General features: G+C 69.9%; 11 protein-coding genes and 2 pseudogenes. 7 read left to right on the top strand and 6 right to left on the bottom strand.

All coding sequences use genetic code 11. The features are described 5' to 3' along the window. Nucleotides 1–23 precede the first annotated feature (23 nt). A complete protein-coding gene (locus ABZ464_RS04200) occupies nucleotides 24–1,979 on the bottom strand; it encodes an amino acid transporter (RefSeq protein WP_359270604.1) in 1,956 nt (651 codons plus the stop codon). A 493-nt stretch (nucleotides 1,980–2,472) separates the two neighbouring features. Here ABZ464_RS04200 and kdpF point away from each other — a divergent pair, with 493 nt between their 5' ends. The 7 genes and pseudogenes from kdpF (at nucleotide 2,473) to ABZ464_RS04165 (ending at nucleotide 10,420) form a co-directional block, all read left to right on the top strand. Beyond that, nucleotides 2,473–2,562, top strand: a complete 90-nt coding sequence (kdpF, locus tag ABZ464_RS04195; protein ID WP_016434100.1) for a K(+)-transporting ATPase subunit F — start codon at nucleotides 2,473–2,475, stop codon at nucleotides 2,560–2,562. An 8-nt stretch (nucleotides 2,563–2,570) separates the two neighbouring features. Next, on the top strand, nucleotides 2,571–4,235 hold the full coding sequence (gene kdpA, locus ABZ464_RS04190) for a potassium-transporting ATPase subunit KdpA (protein WP_359270601.1): 1,665 nt from the start codon (nucleotides 2,571–2,573) through the stop codon (nucleotides 4,233–4,235). Continuing rightward, nucleotides 4,232–6,361 carry a potassium-transporting ATPase subunit KdpB gene (kdpB, locus tag ABZ464_RS04185; RefSeq protein ID WP_359270598.1) on the top strand — a complete coding sequence of 710 codons (2,130 nt, stop codon included), beginning with the start codon at nucleotides 4,232–4,234 and terminating at the stop codon, nucleotides 6,359–6,361. The genes kdpA and kdpB overlap by 4 nt, the downstream gene beginning before the upstream one ends. A 24-nt stretch (nucleotides 6,362–6,385) precedes the next feature. Continuing rightward, nucleotides 6,386–7,054, top strand: coding sequence for a potassium-transporting ATPase subunit C (locus tag ABZ464_RS04180; protein WP_359270595.1), 669 nt, complete (start codon nucleotides 6,386–6,388; stop codon nucleotides 7,052–7,054). Nucleotides 7,055–7,152: 98 nt separating this feature from the next. Continuing rightward, nucleotides 7,153–7,710, top strand: a pseudogene (locus tag ABZ464_RS04175) (response regulator transcription factor); the annotation flags it as partial. After that, nucleotides 7,707–9,794: pseudogene (locus ABZ464_RS04170) on the top strand (ATP-binding protein); the annotation flags it as partial. The pseudogenes ABZ464_RS04175 and ABZ464_RS04170, both read left to right, overlap by 4 nt. Before the next feature lie 110 nt (nucleotides 9,795–9,904). Beyond that, nucleotides 9,905–10,420: a hypothetical protein gene (locus ABZ464_RS04165; RefSeq protein WP_359270592.1), complete on the top strand. Its 516-nt coding sequence runs from the start codon at nucleotides 9,905–9,907 to the stop codon at nucleotides 10,418–10,420. An 880-nt stretch (nucleotides 10,421–11,300) separates the two neighbouring features. On the opposite strand, the gene ABZ464_RS04160 is transcribed toward ABZ464_RS04165, so the two are convergent. The 5 genes from ABZ464_RS04160 to ABZ464_RS04140 all read right to left on the bottom strand — a co-directional run bounded on the left by ABZ464_RS04160 (nucleotide 11,301) and on the right by ABZ464_RS04140 (nucleotide 17,000). After that, a complete protein-coding gene (locus ABZ464_RS04160) occupies nucleotides 11,301–11,630 on the bottom strand; it encodes a transposase (protein WP_359270590.1) in 330 nt (109 codons plus the stop codon). 179 nt (nucleotides 11,631–11,809) lie between these two features. Next, a complete protein-coding gene (locus tag ABZ464_RS04155) occupies nucleotides 11,810–13,360 on the bottom strand; it encodes an AMP-binding protein (protein WP_359270587.1) in 1,551 nt (516 codons plus the stop codon). Then, nucleotides 13,357–14,646, bottom strand: a complete 1,290-nt coding sequence (locus tag ABZ464_RS04150; protein WP_359270584.1) for an MFS transporter — start codon at nucleotides 14,644–14,646, stop codon at nucleotides 13,357–13,359. Before ABZ464_RS04150 ends, ABZ464_RS04155 begins: the two co-directional genes overlap by 4 nt. After that, nucleotides 14,647–15,771, bottom strand: coding sequence for a phosphopantetheine-binding protein (locus ABZ464_RS04145; RefSeq protein WP_359270581.1), 1,125 nt, complete (start codon nucleotides 15,769–15,771; stop codon nucleotides 14,647–14,649). It lies immediately after the preceding gene. Continuing rightward, the gene (locus ABZ464_RS04140) at nucleotides 15,768–17,000 is read right to left on the bottom strand and encodes a hypothetical protein (RefSeq protein WP_359270578.1); all 1,233 of its coding nucleotides are present in this window, start codon (nucleotides 16,998–17,000) and stop codon (nucleotides 15,768–15,770) included. Before ABZ464_RS04140 ends, ABZ464_RS04145 begins: the two co-directional genes overlap by 4 nt. Nucleotides 17,001–17,438 lie beyond the last annotated feature (438 nt).

The raw sequence follows: 17,438 nt of genomic DNA, 5'->3' as shown, positions 1-17,438 counted from the left end.
GGGATCCTGACGCGGGCGCCGGGTCAGCCGGTGTGGACGCGGGGACGGCGGGCCCGGTCCGGCTCGGCCTCGCGCAGCACCTCGCGGGTGACCGGGGCGACCTCGCCCTGGCCGAAGAGGAAGAAGCGCAGGAAGTTGGCGAAGGGGCCGCCCTCGGTCCACTCGAAGTAGATGTGCGGGGTGCAGCCGGTCGAGTCACGGACGTGGAGAAGGAGCGCGGCGAGCGCGTTGGGGATGGAGGAGGACTCCAGGGTCAGGACGCGGTAGCGGTTGTGCAGGACCTCGCCCCGGACGGTCAGGCCCGCCTCGAACTCGGAGGGGTCCGTCACCGTCACCTCGACGAAGACGAAGTCCTCCTGCTCCGGCATGTCGTTGTCCTGCCGGATCTGCTCGATCTTGTCCCGGTACTCGGCCTTGTCGCGCCGGTCGGGCTCGTTGGCGATGAATCGGATGCGGCGGTGGGCCATGTCCCGGACGAACCGTTCCGCCATGTCGTCCAGCTCGACGTGGGTGACGCGCAGTTCGAAGGCGCGGGCGAGGCGGGAGAGCAGGGAGACCAGGATGATGCCCGCGATGAAGCAGGCGCCGATCTTCACACCGTCGGGGCGCTCGATGACGTTCAGGACCGTCGTGTAGAGGAACACCAGCGAGATCACCGCGAACGCGATCGTCCAGTTGCGCTGGCCGGCCTTGTGGGCGGCGATGGTCACCGCGATGGCGGCGGAGCTGATCAGCACCAGCACGCCGGTGGCGTAGGCGCCGCCCTGGGCGTCGACGTCGGCGTCGAAGATCCACGTGACGAGGAAGCCGATGAGCGTGAAGACGATGACCATCGGGCGGACCGCGCGGGCCCAGTGCGGGGCCATGCCGTAGCGCGGCAGGTAGCGGGGCATCAGGTTGAGCAGACCCGCCATCGCCGAGGCGCCGGCGAACCACAGGATGCAGATGGTCGAGATGTCGTAGACCGTGCCGAAGGCGCCGCCCAGGTACTCGTGGGCCAGGTAGGCGAGGGCACGGCCGTTGGCCTGGCCGCCGGACTCGAACTCCTTCTCCGGGATCAGCAGCGTGGTGATGAAGCTGGTCGCGATCAGGAAGACGCTCATGATCAGGGCGGCGGCCGTCAGCAGCTTCTTGGTGTCGCGGATACGGCCCCGGGGCTGCTCCTCCGTGTCGCCGTCGTCGCCCTTGACGTGCGGCATGACGGCGACGCCGGTCTCGAAGCCGGACAGGCCCAGGGCGAGCTTGGGGAAGACGATCAGGGCCACGCCGATCATCACGAAGATGTTGCCGTGCTCCGCGGTCAGGGCGCTCCACCAGTCGGTGACCACGTGCCCCTCGGTGGCGACGTGCCACAGGCCGACGGCGACCACCGCGACGTTCAATCCGAGGTAGACGCCCACCAGGACGACCGCGACGCCGATCGCCTCCAGGAAGCCCTTGAGGAACACCGCGCCGAGCAGCGCCACCAGGATGAGCGTGATGATCATCTGCTTGTCGTGCAGTGCGCTTTCCAGATGCGGGTTCTCGACCAGGTGGGTCGAGGCGTCGGCCGCCGAGAGCGTGATGGTGATCAGGAAGTCGGTGGCGGCGAAGCCCAGCAGGGTCAGCACGAACAGCTTGCCCTGCCAGAAGGACAGCAGCCGCTCCAGCATCGCGATCGAGCCCTCGCCGTGCGGGCTCTCCTCGGCCACGCGGCGGTAGACCGGCAGCGCGCCGGCCAGGGTGACCATGACGAGCACGATCGTCGCGATCGGGGAGAGCAGACCGGCCGCGAGGGCCGCGATGCCGGGCTGGTAGCCGAGGGTCGAGAAGTAGTCGACGCCGGTCAGGCACATCACCCGGTACCAGGGCTGGCCCTTGTGCGGGGGCTCGGGCTCGGCGTGGGGTCCCGTGTGGCCGCCGGCCCTGCCCATGTCGGACAGGCCCTCCAGCATCCATGTCCGCAGTCGGCTCGACGGCGGGTGTTCGGTGGTGGCCATCGGCGTGCTCCAGGGTGCGGCTCGGCGTGGGCATCGGCCATCACGCGGACGGCGGCACCAGCGTATGCAGAGCGTGATGCAAGGGCCGAGGGATGGATCACACATCGGCGTCAAGCTTGCGTTAAGACCGGGTGCCGGGACGCCCCTGACGCATCAGGACGTCGACGTTTCGGCCGGACGGGGCAGGACCGGGCCGTACAGGGGAGCGGGCCCGTCGCATCGGGGCGGCCACTCAGCGTGATGTCGTACGCGATCGCCTGCTGTGAGGGCCGGCACGGCGGGGGCCGTAAGAGTCCCGTCAAAGGTGCGGGGGCCGCCGTAAGGGACTCGTCAACGGCCGACCGATTCCGGCCAGGGGCGGGGTTTCCTCTATCTGTCCGTTCTCTTCCGAACCTCTTCCTAGGGAGTTCGCGATGGCCGATCTGGCCTTCGTCGTCACCACGATCGCGGTGTTCGCGCTGGTGGCCTTCGTCGCCAAGGGGGTGACCAAGCTGTGACCGCCGAGAACATCGTCGGTCTGGTCGTGGCGGTCGCCCTGCTGGGTTATCTCGTCCTCGCCCTGATCTTCCCGGAGAGGTTCTGAGATCCGACATGGGTCCCGTACTCGCCGGCGTGCTCCAGCTGCTCGCGCTCATAGGCGCCCTGGCGCTCGCCTACGTTCCCCTTGGCAACTACATGGCCAAGGTCTACTCCTCCGACCGGCACTGGCGAGTGGAGAAGTGGATCTACAAGGGCATCGGTGCCAACCCCGACGCCGAGATGCGCTGGCCCGCGTACCTGCGGGGCGTCCTCGCCTTCTCAGCCGTGTCGGTCCTCTTCCTCTACCTTCTTCAGCGGCTCCAGGGCGTGCTGCCCGGCTCGCTCGGCTTCTCCGCGATCGACGCGGACCAGGCGTTCAACACCGCCGCCTCCTTCGTCACCAACACCAACTGGCAGTCCTACTACGGCGAACAGGCCATGGGCCACGTCGTGCAGACGGCCGGACTGGCCGTGCAGAACTTCGTGTCGGCGGCCGTCGGCATCGCGGTGGCGGTGGCGCTGGTGCGCGGGTTCGCGCGCTCCCGCACCGGTGAACTGGGCAACTTCTGGTCCGACATGGTGCGCGGGATCACCCGAATCCTGCTGCCCGGCGCCTTCGTTGCCGCGATCGTCCTTGTCGCCTGCGGCGCCATCCAGAACTTCTCCGGCATCCACGAGGTCGGCCAGTTCATGGGGGGTTCGCAGCAGTGGAACGGCGGGGCGGTCGCCTCGCAGGAGGCCATCAAGGAGCTGGGCACCAACGGCGGCGGCTACTTCAACGCCAACTCCGCCCACCCCTTCGAGAACCCCACCCCCTTCACCAACCTCTTCGAGATCTTCCTGCTGCTGGTGATCCCGTTCGCCCTGACCCGCACCTTCGGCGTGATGGTCGGCAGTGTGAAGCAGGGCTACGCGATCCTCGCCACCATGGCCACCATCTGGATCGGCTTCACCGCGCTGATGATGTGGACCGAGTTCGCCCACCACGGCCCGGCGCTGCAGATCGCGGGCGGGGCGTACGAGGGCAAGGAGGTGCGCTTCGGCGTCGGCTCCTCGTCGATCTTCGCGGTGGCGACCACGCTGACCTCGACGGGCGCTGTGGACTCCTTCCACTCCTCCTTCACCGGCCTCGGCGGCGGGATCACGATGCTCGGCATGATGCTGGGCGAGATCGCGCCGGGCGGTACCGGCTCCGGCCTCTACGGCATGCTGATCATGGCGGTCATCGCGGTGTTCATCGCCGGTCTGATGGTCGGCCGGACCCCCGAGTACCTGGGCAAGAAGATCGGCACCCGCGAGATCAAGCTCGCCGCCTGCTACATCCTGATCACGCCGGCGCTGGTGCTGGTCTTCACCGCCGCGGCGATGGCGCTGCCCACTCCCGGCCACTCGATGACGAACTCCGGCGCGCACGGCTTCTCCGAAATCCTCTACGCCTACACGTCCGCCTCCAACAACAACGGTTCCGCGTTCGCCGGTCTGAACGCCGACACCCAGTGGTTCAACAGCACCCTGGGCCTGGCGATGATCCTCGGCCGGTTCCTGCCCATGATCTTCGTCCTGGCGCTGGCCGGCTCGCTCGCCGAACAGAAGCCCGTCCCGGTGACCGCGGGCACCCTGCGCACCGAGAAGCCGCTGTTCACGGGCCTGCTGGTGGGCGCGATCCTGATCATCACCGGGCTGACGTACTTCCCGGCCCTCGCGCTGGGCCCGCTCGCCGAGGGGCTGGCGTCATGACGACCGACGTAACGAAGCACGAGGACTCGATGTCCACAGCCACCCCGACCCGGGCGCCGCACAGCGACGTTCCCACCGGGCACAAGCCCGCCGAGGGCCGCGTGGGCGCGGGCCTCTTCGACCCCAAGCAGCTCGTCAGGTCCCTGCCGGACGCCTTCCGCAAACTCGACCCGCGGGTGATGGTCAAGTCGCCCGTGATGTTCGTGGTGTGGATCGGGTCCGTGCTGACCACGGTGTTCTCCTTCAAGGACCCGGGGGACTGGTTCGGCTGGACCATCAGCGCCTGGCTGTGGCTGACCGTCGTCTTCGCCAACCTGGCGGAGGCGGTCGCCGAGGGCCGCGGCAAGGCCCAGGCCGACACCCTGCGCAAGGCCAAGACCGACACCGTGGCCAGGCGTCTCGTGGGGGAGACCGAGGAGAGCGTCCCGGGCACCGACCTGAGGATCGGTGACCTGGTCGTCTGCGAGGCCGGTGACGTCATCCCCGGCGACGGTGACGTCGTCGAGGGCGTCGCGAGCGTCGACGAGTCGGCCATCACCGGTGAGTCGGCACCCGTCATCCGGGAGTCCGGCGGCGACCGCAGTGCCGTCACCGGCGGTACGAAGGTGCTCTCCGACCGGATCGTCATCCGGATCACGACGAAGCCGGGCGAGACCTTCATCGACCGGATGATCAACCTGGTCGAGGGCGCGGCCCGGCAGAAGACGCCCAACGAGATCGCGCTGAACATCCTGCTGGCGTCCTTGACGATCGTGTTCCTGCTGGCCTGCGCCACCCTGCCGCCCTTCGCGGACTACGCGGGCACCCACCTGACGATGGTCGTCCTGGTGGCCCTGCTGGTCTGTCTGATCCCGACGACGATCGGCGCGCTGCTCTCCGCGATCGGCATCGCGGGCATGGACCGGCTGGTCCAGCGCAATGTGCTGGCCATGTCCGGCCGCGCGGTCGAGGCCGCCGGTGACGTGTCGACGCTGCTGCTCGACAAGACCGGCACCATCACCCTCGGCAACCGGCAGGCGTCCGAGTTCGTACCGGTGTCCGGGGTGACGGAGGCCGAGGTGGCCGACGCGGCCCAGCTGACTTCGCTGGCCGACGAGACGCCCGAGGGCCGCTCCATCGTCGTACTCGCGAAGGAGAAGTACGGTCTGCGCGAGCGCCACCAGGGCGAACTCAGAGGCGCCGAGTGGATCGCCTTCACCGCCCAGACCCGGATGTCCGGCGTCGACGTCGACGGACGCAAGATCCGTAAAGGCGCGGCCGGTTCGGTCGTCGCCTGGGTGAAGGAGCGGGGCGGCACCGTCGCCGAGGACGCCGGGGGAGTGGTCGACCGCATCTCCGCAGCGGGCGGCACCCCGCTGCTCGTCGCGATCGAGGACGCCGACGGGGCACGGGTGCTCGGTGTCATCCACCTCAAGGACGTCGTCAAGGACGGCATGCGCGAACGGTTCGACGAACTGCGCCGCATGGGCATCAGGACCGTCATGATCACGGGCGACAACCCGCTGACGGCCAAGGCCATCGCCGAGGAGGCGGGCGTCGACGACTTCCTCGCGGAGGCCACCCCCGAGGACAAGATGGCGCTCATCAAGCGGGAGCAGGCCGGCGGCAAGCTCGTCGCGATGACCGGCGACGGCACGAACGACGCGCCCGCGCTCGCCCAGGCCGACGTCGGTGTCGCGATGAACACCGGCACGTCGGCCGCGAAGGAGGCCGGCAACATGGTCGACCTCGACTCCAACCCGACCAAGCTCATCGAGATCGTCGAGATCGGCAAGCAACTCCTCATCACCCGGGGCGCGTTGACGACGTTCTCCATAGCCAACGACGTCGCGAAGTACTTCGCGATCATCCCGGCGCTGTTCGCGGCCGTCTATCCCGGTCTGGACAAGCTCAACGTCATGGGCCTGTCCTCGCCGGACTCCGCGATCCTGTCGGCCGTCATCTTCAACGCCCTGATCATCATCGCGCTGGTGCCGCTCTCCCTGAAGGGCGTGCAGTACCGGCCGGTGAGCGCGGACCGGATGCTCCGCCGCAACCTCACGATCTACGGCATCGGCGGTCTCATCGCCCCGTTCATCGGCATCAAGCTCATCGACCTGCTCATCTCCCTCATCCCCGGGCTGTAACTTTTCGAAAGCGTGCTGAAGGCCATGAACAACTCGGTAACCAACACCCTCCGGTTGCTCGGGGCGGGCCTGCGCGCCCTCCTCGTACTGACCCTGGTGACCGGCGTGATCTACCCGCTCGCCGTCACCGGCATCGCCCAGGGACTGTTCAGCGACAAGGCGAACGGCTCCGAGATCAAGGCGGACGGCAAGGTCGTCGGCTCGTCCCTGATCGGGCAGTCGTACAACCTGCCGCTGAAGAAGGGCCAGGAAACCCCGGAGCCCGACCTGAAGTGGTTTCAGGGCCGTCCACAGAACGGCCTCGGCACCAACAGCGTCAACACGCAGTACAAGCTGATCCTGTCCGGGGCCACCAACCGGTCCGCCGACAACAAGGACCTGATCGACTGGGTGACCGCCGCCAAGGCCGCCGTGGTCAAGGACAACTCGACCGCCGACCACCAGGTCGAGCCGTCCGAGGTCCCCGCCGACGCGGTGACGTCCTCGGGCTCCGGCCTGGACCCGGACATCTCCCCCGCCTACGCCGACCTCCAGGTCCACCGGGTCGCCGAGAGGAACGGCCTGTCCGCCGCCGAGGTCCGGAAGCTGGTCGACGAGCACACCGAGGGCCGCACGCTCGGCTTCGTCGGTGAGCCCAGGGTGAACGTCCTGGAGCTCAACATCGCGCTCAAGGAACTCGTGGCGAAGAGCTGATGGCGTTACCCGACCGACAGGGGAGTCGGCGGCCCGGGACGACCGGGTCCGCCGACTCCCGCAGTCATGAAGTCCGTACGACAGGAAGGCGCACGCCCATGACACGGGTGCTGGTGGTGGAGGACGACCCGCAGCTCGTACGGGCCCTCATCATCAATCTCCAGGCACGCCGGTACGGGGTCGACGCGGCCCCCGACGGCGCCACCGCGCTCCGGCTCGCGGCCGCCCGCCAACCCGACGTCGTCATGCTCGACCTCGGGCTGCCCGACATGGACGGCGTCGAAGTCATCAAGGGCCTGCGCGGCTGGACCCGCGTCCCGATCCTGGTCCTGTCCGCCCGGCAGGGGTCCGACGAGAAGGTCGCCGCGCTCGACGCGGGCGCCGACGACTACGTCACCAAGCCGTTCAGCATGGACGAGCTGCTGGCCCGGCTGCGGGCAGCGGTCCGCCGTACCGAACAGGTACCGCTCGCCTCCGGGGCCATGCTGGTGGAGACGGACGACTTCACCGTCGACCTGCTGGCCAAGAAAGCCGTACGCCAGGGCCGCGACATCCGTCTCACCCCCACCGAGTGGCACCTCCTGGAGATCCTGGTCACCAGCCCCGGCCGGCTGATCACCCAGAAGCAGCTGCTCCAGGACGTCTGGGGCGTCTCCCGGACGAGGTCGTACGCCGGGCCGACCAGATAGACCTGGTCGACATGTCCCCGGAGGCGCTGCGCCGCCGGATGGCGCACGGCAACATCTACAAGCCGGACAAGGTCGACGCGGCCCTGTCCAACTACTTCCGGCCCGGCAACCTCACCGCCCTGCGGGAGCTGGCGCTGCTGTGGGTGGCCGACCGGGTCGACGCCTATCTGACCGAATACCGCAGCGCGCACAGCGTCTCCACCATCTGGGGCTCGCGGGAGCGGATCGTCGTCGGGCTCACCGGCGGACCCGAGGGCCGGACGCTCATCCGCCGAGCCGCCCGGCTGGCGGAGAAAGGCGCCGGCGGCGAGCTGCTGGCGGTCTACATCTCCCGCAGCGACGGCCTCACCGGCGCCTCCCCGAAGGAACTGGCCGTCCAGCGCACCCTGGTGGAAGACCTCGGCGGCACCTTCCACCACGTCGTCGGCGACGACATACCGTCCGCGCTCCTGGACTTCTCGCGCGGGGTGAACGCCACCCAGATCGTGCTGGGCGTCTCCCGCCGCAGAACCTGGCAGTACGCCTTCGGACCCGGTGTCGGCTCCACGGTCGCCCGTGGGTCCGGCCCCGACCTGGACATCCACCTCATCACCCACGACGAGGCCGGAAAGGGCCGGGGACTCCCGGTGGCACGCGGGGCACGCCTCGGCCGGTCCCGTCTCATCTGGGGCCGGCTGGTCGGCCTCGGCGGCCCCGTACTCCTGACCTGGCTGCTGAGCAGTGTCTTCCCGGACCTCGGACTCGCCAACGACATGCTGCTCTTCCTGGCGATGACGGTGGCGGCGGCCCTGCTCGGCGGGCTGATCCCGGCCCTGGCCTCGGCGGCGGCCGGCTCCCTGCCGTGCACACCTTCACGATCGCCGACCCGAAGAACATCGTGGCCATCGTGATCTTCGTCGGGGTCGCGGTGTCCGTGGCGTCGGTGGTGGACCTGGCGGCCCGGCGCACGCACCAGGCGGCGCGGCTGCGCGCCGAGTCGGAGATCCTCCTTCCTCGCCGGGAACGTCCTGCGTGGCGAGACCAGCCTGGAGGCGCTGCTGGAGCGCGTCCGTGAGACCTTCGGCATGGAGTCGGCGGCCCTGCTGGAGCGCGAGAGCGATGTGGCGCCCTGGACCTGTGCCGGCAGTGCGGGCCCGCGGCCGTGCGCCGTCCCCGATGACGCGGACGTCGACGTACCGGTCGGCGACCACATGGCGCTGGCGCTGACCGGACGGGTGCTGCCGGCCGAGGACCGGCGGGTGCTCGCGGCCTTCGCCGCGCAGTCCGTCGTCGTCCTGGACCGCCGGAGGTTGCAGCAGGAGGCGGACCGGGCGCGGGCACTGGCCGAGGGCAACCGTATCCGGACCGCGCTGCTGGCCGCCGTGAGCCATGACCTGCGCACCCCGCTCGCCGGGATCAAGGCGGCGGTCACGTCTCTGCGCTCCGACGACGTCGAGTGGTCGGAGCAGGACCAGGCGGACCTGCTGGAGGCCATCGAGGAAGGCGCCGATCGCCTGGACCACCTCGTCGGCAACCTCCTGGACATGTCCCGCCTGCAGACCGGCACGGTCACCCCGATCATCCGCGAGACGGATCTCGACGAGGTGATCCCGATGGCGCTCGGTGGCGTACCCGAGGGAAGTGTCGACCTGGACGTCCCGGAGACGCTGCCGATGGTCGACGTCGACCGGGGCCTTCTGGAGCGGTCCGTGGCCAACGTGGTGGAGAACGCAGTCAAGTACAGCGCAGCGGACACCCGAGTGCTGGTGAAGGCGAGCGCCATCGCGGACCGGGTCGAGGTCCGCGTCGTGGACCGTGGCCCGGGCGTCCCCGACGAGGCCAAGGACCGCATCTTCGAACCCTTCCAGCGCTACGGCGACTCCCCGCGCGGCAACGGGGTCGGCCTCGGTCTCGCGGTCGCCCGCGGTTTCGCCGAGGCCATCGGCGGCACCCTGCACGCCGAGGACACACCGGGCGGCGGGCTCACGATGGTCCTGAGCCTGCGCTTGGCGGCGAGCCACCCGCCACCACCGGAACCGGAACCGGACGTGTCCGCGACGGCGATTCCGTAGGAGCGTCGAGCCGCAGGCTCTGACGGCCCCCAACCCGGTTTCACCACCGCCGACACCCCTGAAAACGCTCTGAAACGGCGATGAGCGACGGGTCGGCCACGCTCTCGGGCATGACGACGACGGCCCCGCCGGGGGCAGCGGCTCGGGAGGGGATCACCATGAACGGCCTGCGACTGATCCGCCGTCACGCGGCGGTCTTCATACGCTTCGCCGGGCTGGGCAGCGGGGTGACCCTGGCGGCCTCGGCAGCCCTGGTCCTGCTCTCGCAGTGGATCCCGTGGATGGCGGCGAACGTGCTGACCACCATCGTCTCCACCATGGCCGCCACCGAGCTGCACGCCCGCGTCTCGTTCGGCCACGGCCGGCCAGGCCTGGCCGGCCACCTCAAGAGCGCGGCCACCATGGCTGTCGGCTGGCTGGTCACGTCCGCCGCGGTCGGCGCGCTCGCAGCGCTCCGCCCCGGCGCCGGACTCGTCCTGCAGCAGACGGTGTATCTGTCGGCCACCGCGCTCGTCGGGATCGGCCGCTACCTCGTACTGCGGCTGTCGGTGTTCGCGGAGCGGGCCCCGCTGCCGCGAACGGGCGGCGGCGTCCGATTGCGGGCCGCGTGCGACGCGGCGGCGTGAGGTCCGGGCGGGGAAGGCACCGCGGCGCATCGTCGGAGGAGGATCGCTCTTCGTCCCGAAGCAACTCAGATGCCGGCGCGGCCTTGGGCTGGTGCGGCCCTCACCTGTGTTGTCGGTCCGCGGACGTTCGCGGTTGTTCGCCTCTGTTCGTGGGCGCTGTCACGCAGTTGGACACTCGTCCGAGTCTGTGGCGGCGTTCCTGAGTCGTGTGCTCGGTGCCGTCACAGTGGTGACGATCGAGGGGCATCGCGCGCTACTGTGACGTACTCCGTCCTTTGCCATACGGGAAGTTCTCATGGCTCGCCGTTCCCCGGGCGAGATCAGGGCTGAATGGCCTCGACGCGGGTCGGCCGCCAGGCTTCCGGTCATTGACGGGTTGTGCGCTGCGACGAATCACGAGATCGCTTGGTTCGAGGCCCGTCATCGACTGCCGGCAGGGCATGTTGCCCGTGCCTTCCGGGCCTGGGCTCTGGCCCTGCACGAGTGGCCGGGCCAGGGAGCGAACCACGGTTACAGGACAACGTGCTGGAGGGACATGCACGCCCGAACGCTGTTGCAGGATGTGGCGGCGTCGATGCGGCGCAGGAGCAGACGTGACTTTCTGGCGGCGGTCGCACCCTTGGACGAACGCTATATGTCACGAACACTCCCCGATCCCTACGCGGCGAGCTGGGACCCATGGTGGAAGCGTCGTCTCAAGGATTGATCGGCCCTGCGCCGCAAGAGGGGCGTGCCACTGGGCGGCCGATGGCTTCAAGGGGTCGGCATCCAGCCCAGGAGCACGACGTGAAGATCTCCCTGATCTCGTCGGCCGGCCGCTGCCTGCGCGCCTCACGCCCGGTGGGCCGCCGGTCGCGCCATTTGTAGAACCACGACTCGCTCACGCCCAGGGCGCGGCACGAGACGGTGTGCGGGATGTTGTGCTCGGTCCTGTTGCCGCTGATCGCCCCGGCCACGGCGGCCGGGTCCGCCGCAGCTGCTTCACCCACAGGACCATGCAGCGTTTGAGGACGTCGCGCTCCATCCCCAGCTCCTTGTTCTCCTTCTTCAGCGCCGCGTTCTCCGCCGTCAGCCGGGCGGTCAACGCGTCCTGGTCCTCCGGCGTGGCCTTCTCGGCCCGCTTCGCCCGCGAGACCCAGCTCGCCAGGGCCGTCTCGTTGATCCCCAGGTCCTCCGCGACCTCGGGGACCGGCTTCCCGGTCTCCGTCACGATGCGTACCGCCCCCCACGAAACTCCGCCGTGAACTTCCGACGCTTCTCCGCCATGACACTCGACTTCCCCTGCAGTCACGGCTCCACGCTACGAGGGGAACCTCAGCCAGACCGGCGAACGGATCGTGGAGTCCTACGGCCCAACCAGCCCGCCGTCCGCGGTGGACGCAGGGCCGATCAGGCTCGATGCAAAAGATCTTCAGCGCTCTCCTGGCGTGCCGCTCCGGCCCGGTGACCGACGGTGAATTCCTCCTGGAGCCTTCGACGGTCGATCTTGCCGTTCGCGTTGGTCGGCAGGGCGTCCACGTGCACGAAACGGCTCGGGACCATGTACGGAGCCAGTTCCTCGCGCAGCAGCTTCGTCAGCTCCGAGGTGGGGCGCCGCTCACCGGTGTGGACAGCTATCAGCCGGCCGCCGTTGGCGCCGGGCTGGTGCAGGACGACCGCCTCGGTGACGCCCGGCACCGCGCGCAGCTTCGCCTCGATCTCGGGGAGTTCGATGCGGTAGCCACGGAACTTGACCTGCTGGTCGACACGGCCCCGATGGACGAAGACCCCGTTCTCGAGGGCCACGACGTCGCCGGTGCGGTACCAGTCCTCCGGAGTCGGCGCCGGCTCTTCCATCGGGTGGAACCGGCCCTCGTTGTCGGTCGGGTCGAGGTAGCCGTCGAAGCGCTGGGGACCTCGTACACACAGCTCGTCGTCGTCCAGGAGCAGGTGTTCGAGACCGGGGTGCAGCTCCCCGATGGGCACGGTTCCGTTGGCCGTCGCCGGCCAGTCCGCCCGCTTGGGCGGCAGCACGTAGGTCGTGACCGTGACGACCGCCTCGGTCGGCCCGTACATGTTCTCGATCGTGCTGTTCGGGGCGGCGTCGGCCCAGATCGCGGCCTGCTCCAGGGTGAGCGCCTCCCCGCCGAACAGGCTGCGACGCAGGGTGGGCATGGAGCCGGGCGGCAACAGTCCGAGCCGATTCGCCAAGGTGACGAGGTACGGCACGCAGAACCAGTGGGTGATGGCTCGGGCACTGACGAAGGCCGCCGGGTCCATCAGTTCGGCGGCGCTGGGCACGACCAGGGCCGCACCGCCGCCCCAGCAGATGAACATGTCGAAGACCGACGGGTCGAAGGTCAGGTCGAAGGTCTGTGAGTACCGGCAGCCGGGCGCGCTCTCGTGCCGGGCCACGTGGTGGCGGACGTACGCCTCGGCGTTGCGGTGACGGATCGGTACGCCTTTGGGACGGCCGGTGGAGCCGGAGGTGAAGAGGATGTACGCGATGTCGTCGGCGCCGCCGACGTACCGGCCCGGCTCCGGCGCCGTGGCGGGCCCCGTGACCGTGGCGTCGGTCTCGACGAGCGCCCGGACTGAGAGCCGCTCCGCGGACGCGTTCATGGCTGCGACGACGGCCTCGTCGAGTCCGCCGTCGATGAGGAACAGCCCGAGGTCCGCCTGAACTGCGATGGACTCGACGCGCTGCCGGGGGAAGGTCGGGTTCAGCGGCACCACGGTCGCACCGCACCGCAGGATCGCCAGGTAGCCCGCGTACGCCGCGAGGCTGCGGGTGGCGACCAGGCCGACCCGGGTGCCTGGGGCGACCGCGAGCCGACCCGCGAGCCGGTCGACGAGCTCGGTGAGCTCGGCGTAGGTGAGGACGTGTTCGTCGACCTCCAGAGCCGTCGCGTCGGGATGACGGCGGGCGCTGTCCTGGAACGCCTCGTAGAGCGTGGTCATGATGATGCCGAGTCCTTCCCGATGGCGGTTTCGCGAGGCAGCAGCAGCGCCGACCACACGGAGGCGACGAACACCAGAGCGCCGAAGGCCAGCCACCCGGTGCTGCCGAGCGCGACCACCAGGACCATGGCGGTCGGGCCGATGATCTCCGTCGCCGGCGTGGAGATGTCGAAGGTCGTCAGGTACTCGGCGCGGCGGTCGGCGGGCGCCAGGTCGATGGAGATCACCCACCAACTCGAGGTGTCGGTCATCTCGCCGAAGACGGCGAGCACGGTGCCGACGAGCAGCACGACCGCCGCGGTCACCGTGCCGACGTGGGACGCGACGGCGAAGCCCGCCGCTACGCCGACGCCGGTCAGCGCGCTGCTGAGGAGCAGGAAGCGCCGTGCCGAGGCAAGGCCGGAGACACGGGCGGAGATGCCGACCTGGAAGAGAACGACGAGCAGCGTGTTGAGGCCGAGCAGGGTGCCGGCCAGCCAGGCCGGAGCGGCGGTGCGGGTGGTCACCCACAGCGGCAGACCGACGGTGAACACGGAGGTGGCGAGGATGCCGCAGACGCTGCGCAGCACGGTCAGCGTGAGGTACCGCCGGTCCTGGAAGAAGCCCCGGGTCCTGGTGCCGGGTTCGGTCGCGGACGGGGGGCTCGTCCTGATCCGGGCGACCAGCACGGCGCTGACGACGAAGGTGAGCGCGTCGAAGAGGAAGGCCACCTGGAAGGCCGTGCGGCTGCCGCCGGCGATGGCGAGCGTGGCGAGGCCGGCGGCCACGGTGAAGCCGAGGTTGCCGATCGCTCGGCGGACGCCCAGGACCTCGCCGCGGTCCTTCTCCGGCACCACATCGACGATGATGACCTGATACATCGCGTAACGCCCGGCCTCCGCCGCCCCGTTCAGCACCATGAGGATGCCGACCGGTACGACTCCGGAGGTGAACGGCAGCACCGCGATCAGCGCGCCGCGCACCAGGCTGGAGATGATGGCGTAGCGGCGGGCGCCGATGCGCGGCATCAGCCGACGGGCCGGCAGCGTGGCGAGCAATCCCGCGACGGCGGCAGCGGACAGGCACGCGGCGACCTCGGACGTGGTCAGCCCGGCGGGGCCTACCAGGTAGAGCGTCAGCAGGCCGAGCGCGATGCCGTTGCCCGAGGAGTCGATCAGCGCCTGCCAGGCCAGCAGTCGGCGGGCGCCGGGCCGGCCCAGCTCGGTGACCCAACTGGGCAGCCGCAGGCCGCCCCGGGGCGGCTCGGACGCCGGAGGGGGCTCGGCGACAGAGGTGACCTCGGTCATCTAGCCCGCCTTCCGGTCGTCGGCGATCAGGTCGGCCGTCCTGACCAGCCAGCGGGCGATGGTGACATCGTTCGGCGGCTCCAGAAGCTGAAAGTGCTCCAGCGGGACGGCCCAGCACCGCTCGGGGTCGGGGATGCCGGCCCAGACCGGGTTGGGCTCGCAGGCCGTCCAGTCCTCGCCGGCGGTCGGCGCGAGGGACTCGTCCTTGCGCGGGGTACGGAGCAGTGCCCGGCGGTCGTCGGGGTGCCGCCCGGGGACGTATCCGGTGAGGATGTCGGCGTTGGCGGCGTACACCTGCCACGCCTCCTCAACTTCGCGGGCGCCGGCGTTCTTGGGCAGCGTGGCGGCCTCGGCCGCCGCGGCGGCGATGCCCGCGAAGTCCATGGCGCCGTCGGCGTCGAGGAACACGGCCGGTTCCTGGGCGGTGATGCGCCAGCCGACCCGGACGAATATGTCGAAGGTCTCGTCGAGGGACAGTGTCAGTGAGGGGTCCTCGGGAGACGGCGGGTCGATGAGCAGCGCGGAGACCTTCTCGTGCCCGATCCGGGTGGCCAGCGCCCCGGCCACCTCGTGGGCGAAGACCCCGCCGAGCGAGTAGCCGCCGAGCACGATCTCGTCGAAGCCGGTGAGTCCCTCGGCGATCAGCGCTTCGGCAAGCCCGTCGGCGACGGCCCGCATGCCCTGGCGGGACAGGGCGGCCGGGGTCTCGCAGGCCCAGACGGCGTCGGCCAGCGGGAGGAGCCGGGTCATACGCCCGTAGCGGGTCACCGCCCCGGAGAGCGGCGGGAGGAAGCACCACAGCCGGCCGGCGTCGGCGTCGCGGAAGCGGACGACGGTGCGCCCGGTGGTGTGATGGGCGGCCGGCACGGCACTCTCGTCGATGAGCAGGGCCGTGACGAGGCCCGTGAGCCTCGGGGAGCGGTAGACGTCCTGGATACGGATCGAGCGACCGAGCTGCTCCTGGAGGTGCTCGATCAGCTCCACGGCGGCCAGCGAGTCGCCGCCGGCGTCGAAGAAGCTGATGTCCTCGGACTCGGGCTCTTCGCCGAGCACGTCGGTCCAGGCTTGCCGGACGGCCTCGGTGACGAGCTCTTCGGCCGAGGCGTTCGGGGCATGGGTGGTCAAGCGTTCCTCCAGGTGATGTGGTGATCGAGGTGCCGCTCGGCGGCGGCGAGCCGGGTGGCCAGCTCGTCGAGGTCGGCCGCTTCCAGCCAGATGTCGACGACCCTGCCGATCGAGCCGCGCCGCCAGTCGACAGAGGATCCGGGGGCGAGGACCCGGCCGGCGGCGAACACTCCGTCCATGCGGCGCAGTTCGGGCATTCCGGTGAGGGTTTCGACGGCGGTCGCGGTCATGGGCGGCTGGGCCCAGTGGACCAGGGTGACCTTCTGGGCGGGCCGGATCAGTTCCCGTACCCGTGCTGGGGCCGCACCTGCGGCGATCTCGACGGCGAGGGCCACCGGGTCGGTGACGCCGGCCTGTGGCATGAGGGCTTCGAAGGCGCCGCCGAGCCGTCCGTTGACCTCGATGACCTGGGCGCCCTCAGGGGTCAACTTGATCTCGGTGTGGGTGAGGCCGGTGGTGATGCCGAGCGCGCGAACCGCTCTGGCGGACAGGTCACGGACTTCGGCGTCGGTGGCGTCGTCCAGGGTGAGGGGGAAGACCGCGCCGCGTTCGCGGACGGGTGGCGCCATCGGGAGTTTTCCGGAGACGCCGACGCAGATGAGCTCGCCGTCGACGAGGGCGTTCTCGACGGACACATAGTCGGCGAGCCAGTCGCCGACCGAGGACTTGCCGGTGCCGATGATGGCCTCTTCGAGGACGTAGGGCTGTCGGGTGACCAGTTCGGCGGTGTGGGCCAGCAGGTCGGCGTGGCTGTCGAGGAAGAGGGTGTCACGACTGGACGCCCCGCAGTCGGGCTTGAGGACCGCCGGGTAGACGGCCTCCGCGAGGCTCGCGGGCAGCTCGCCCTCGTAGGTGAACGCGGTGGTGTCGACGTGTCCGACGCCCTCGCGGTTGAGCCGGAGCCGCTGCAGATACTTGCTGGTGAGCAGGGAGCAGACAGAGGCATCGTGGGCGCGCAGGCCGAAGTGCGCGCCGATGCGCGTCGCGAGCGGCAGCAGGGCGTCGACGAAGGTGACGACACCGACGGGCGCGAACGGCTCCAGCCTGGCCGGGAGTTCGGGGTCCTCCGGGTCGTTCCGGACTACTGGCCCGAACTGCTCCAGTACGGACAGGACGGCGGCGGACTGCGGTACAGCACCGACGACGAAGACGACTCCGCCGAAGGGTTCGGTCGCGGACGCGATCCGGCTGGGGCTGGCCGCGCCCTGCGCGTACGGAACGATGATCACTTGCTGAACCCCTCATGGTGCATGCGTGAGAGACGCCGGTTTCCCCCCGCATGCGGGGACGTACGGCGTGAGGGCGGAATGCGGTCTTCGGCCGACGGAACCGGCGGCGCTGCCGGAGCTGGCGCGAGGTCCAGGAAAGAGGGCGTGCGCGAGAGCAACGGGACGGCCCCGCATTATTGGGGAGCCGACAGATCCGTCCCGTGGTGCGGTGCAGTGGCGAGGGCCCGGTGAGGCCGACCAAGGCGCCCGGTCTGGCGCAAACGGTACTGGGGGGTGCTGGCTTGGCCAACCTATGCGCAGGCCGGACCACCGGTCAAGATCAATTCTCTGCGACCCAAGGAGTAACCGGCCTTTGCGTCTGACCCGCAAAAACGGTCACTACGGGCATTTCCGGAGGCAAATACCACCATTACCGATCAGGTGGAGGGAACCCAAGGG

Origin of the sequence: Streptomyces sp. NPDC005820 (assembly GCF_040630255.1) — a bacterium.
In the GTDB taxonomy this organism is placed as follows: domain Bacteria; phylum Actinomycetota; class Actinomycetes; order Streptomycetales; family Streptomycetaceae; genus Streptomyces.
Note: the sequence above shows the minus strand (reverse complement) of the source record. Positions and strands in the feature narration are given on the sequence as shown.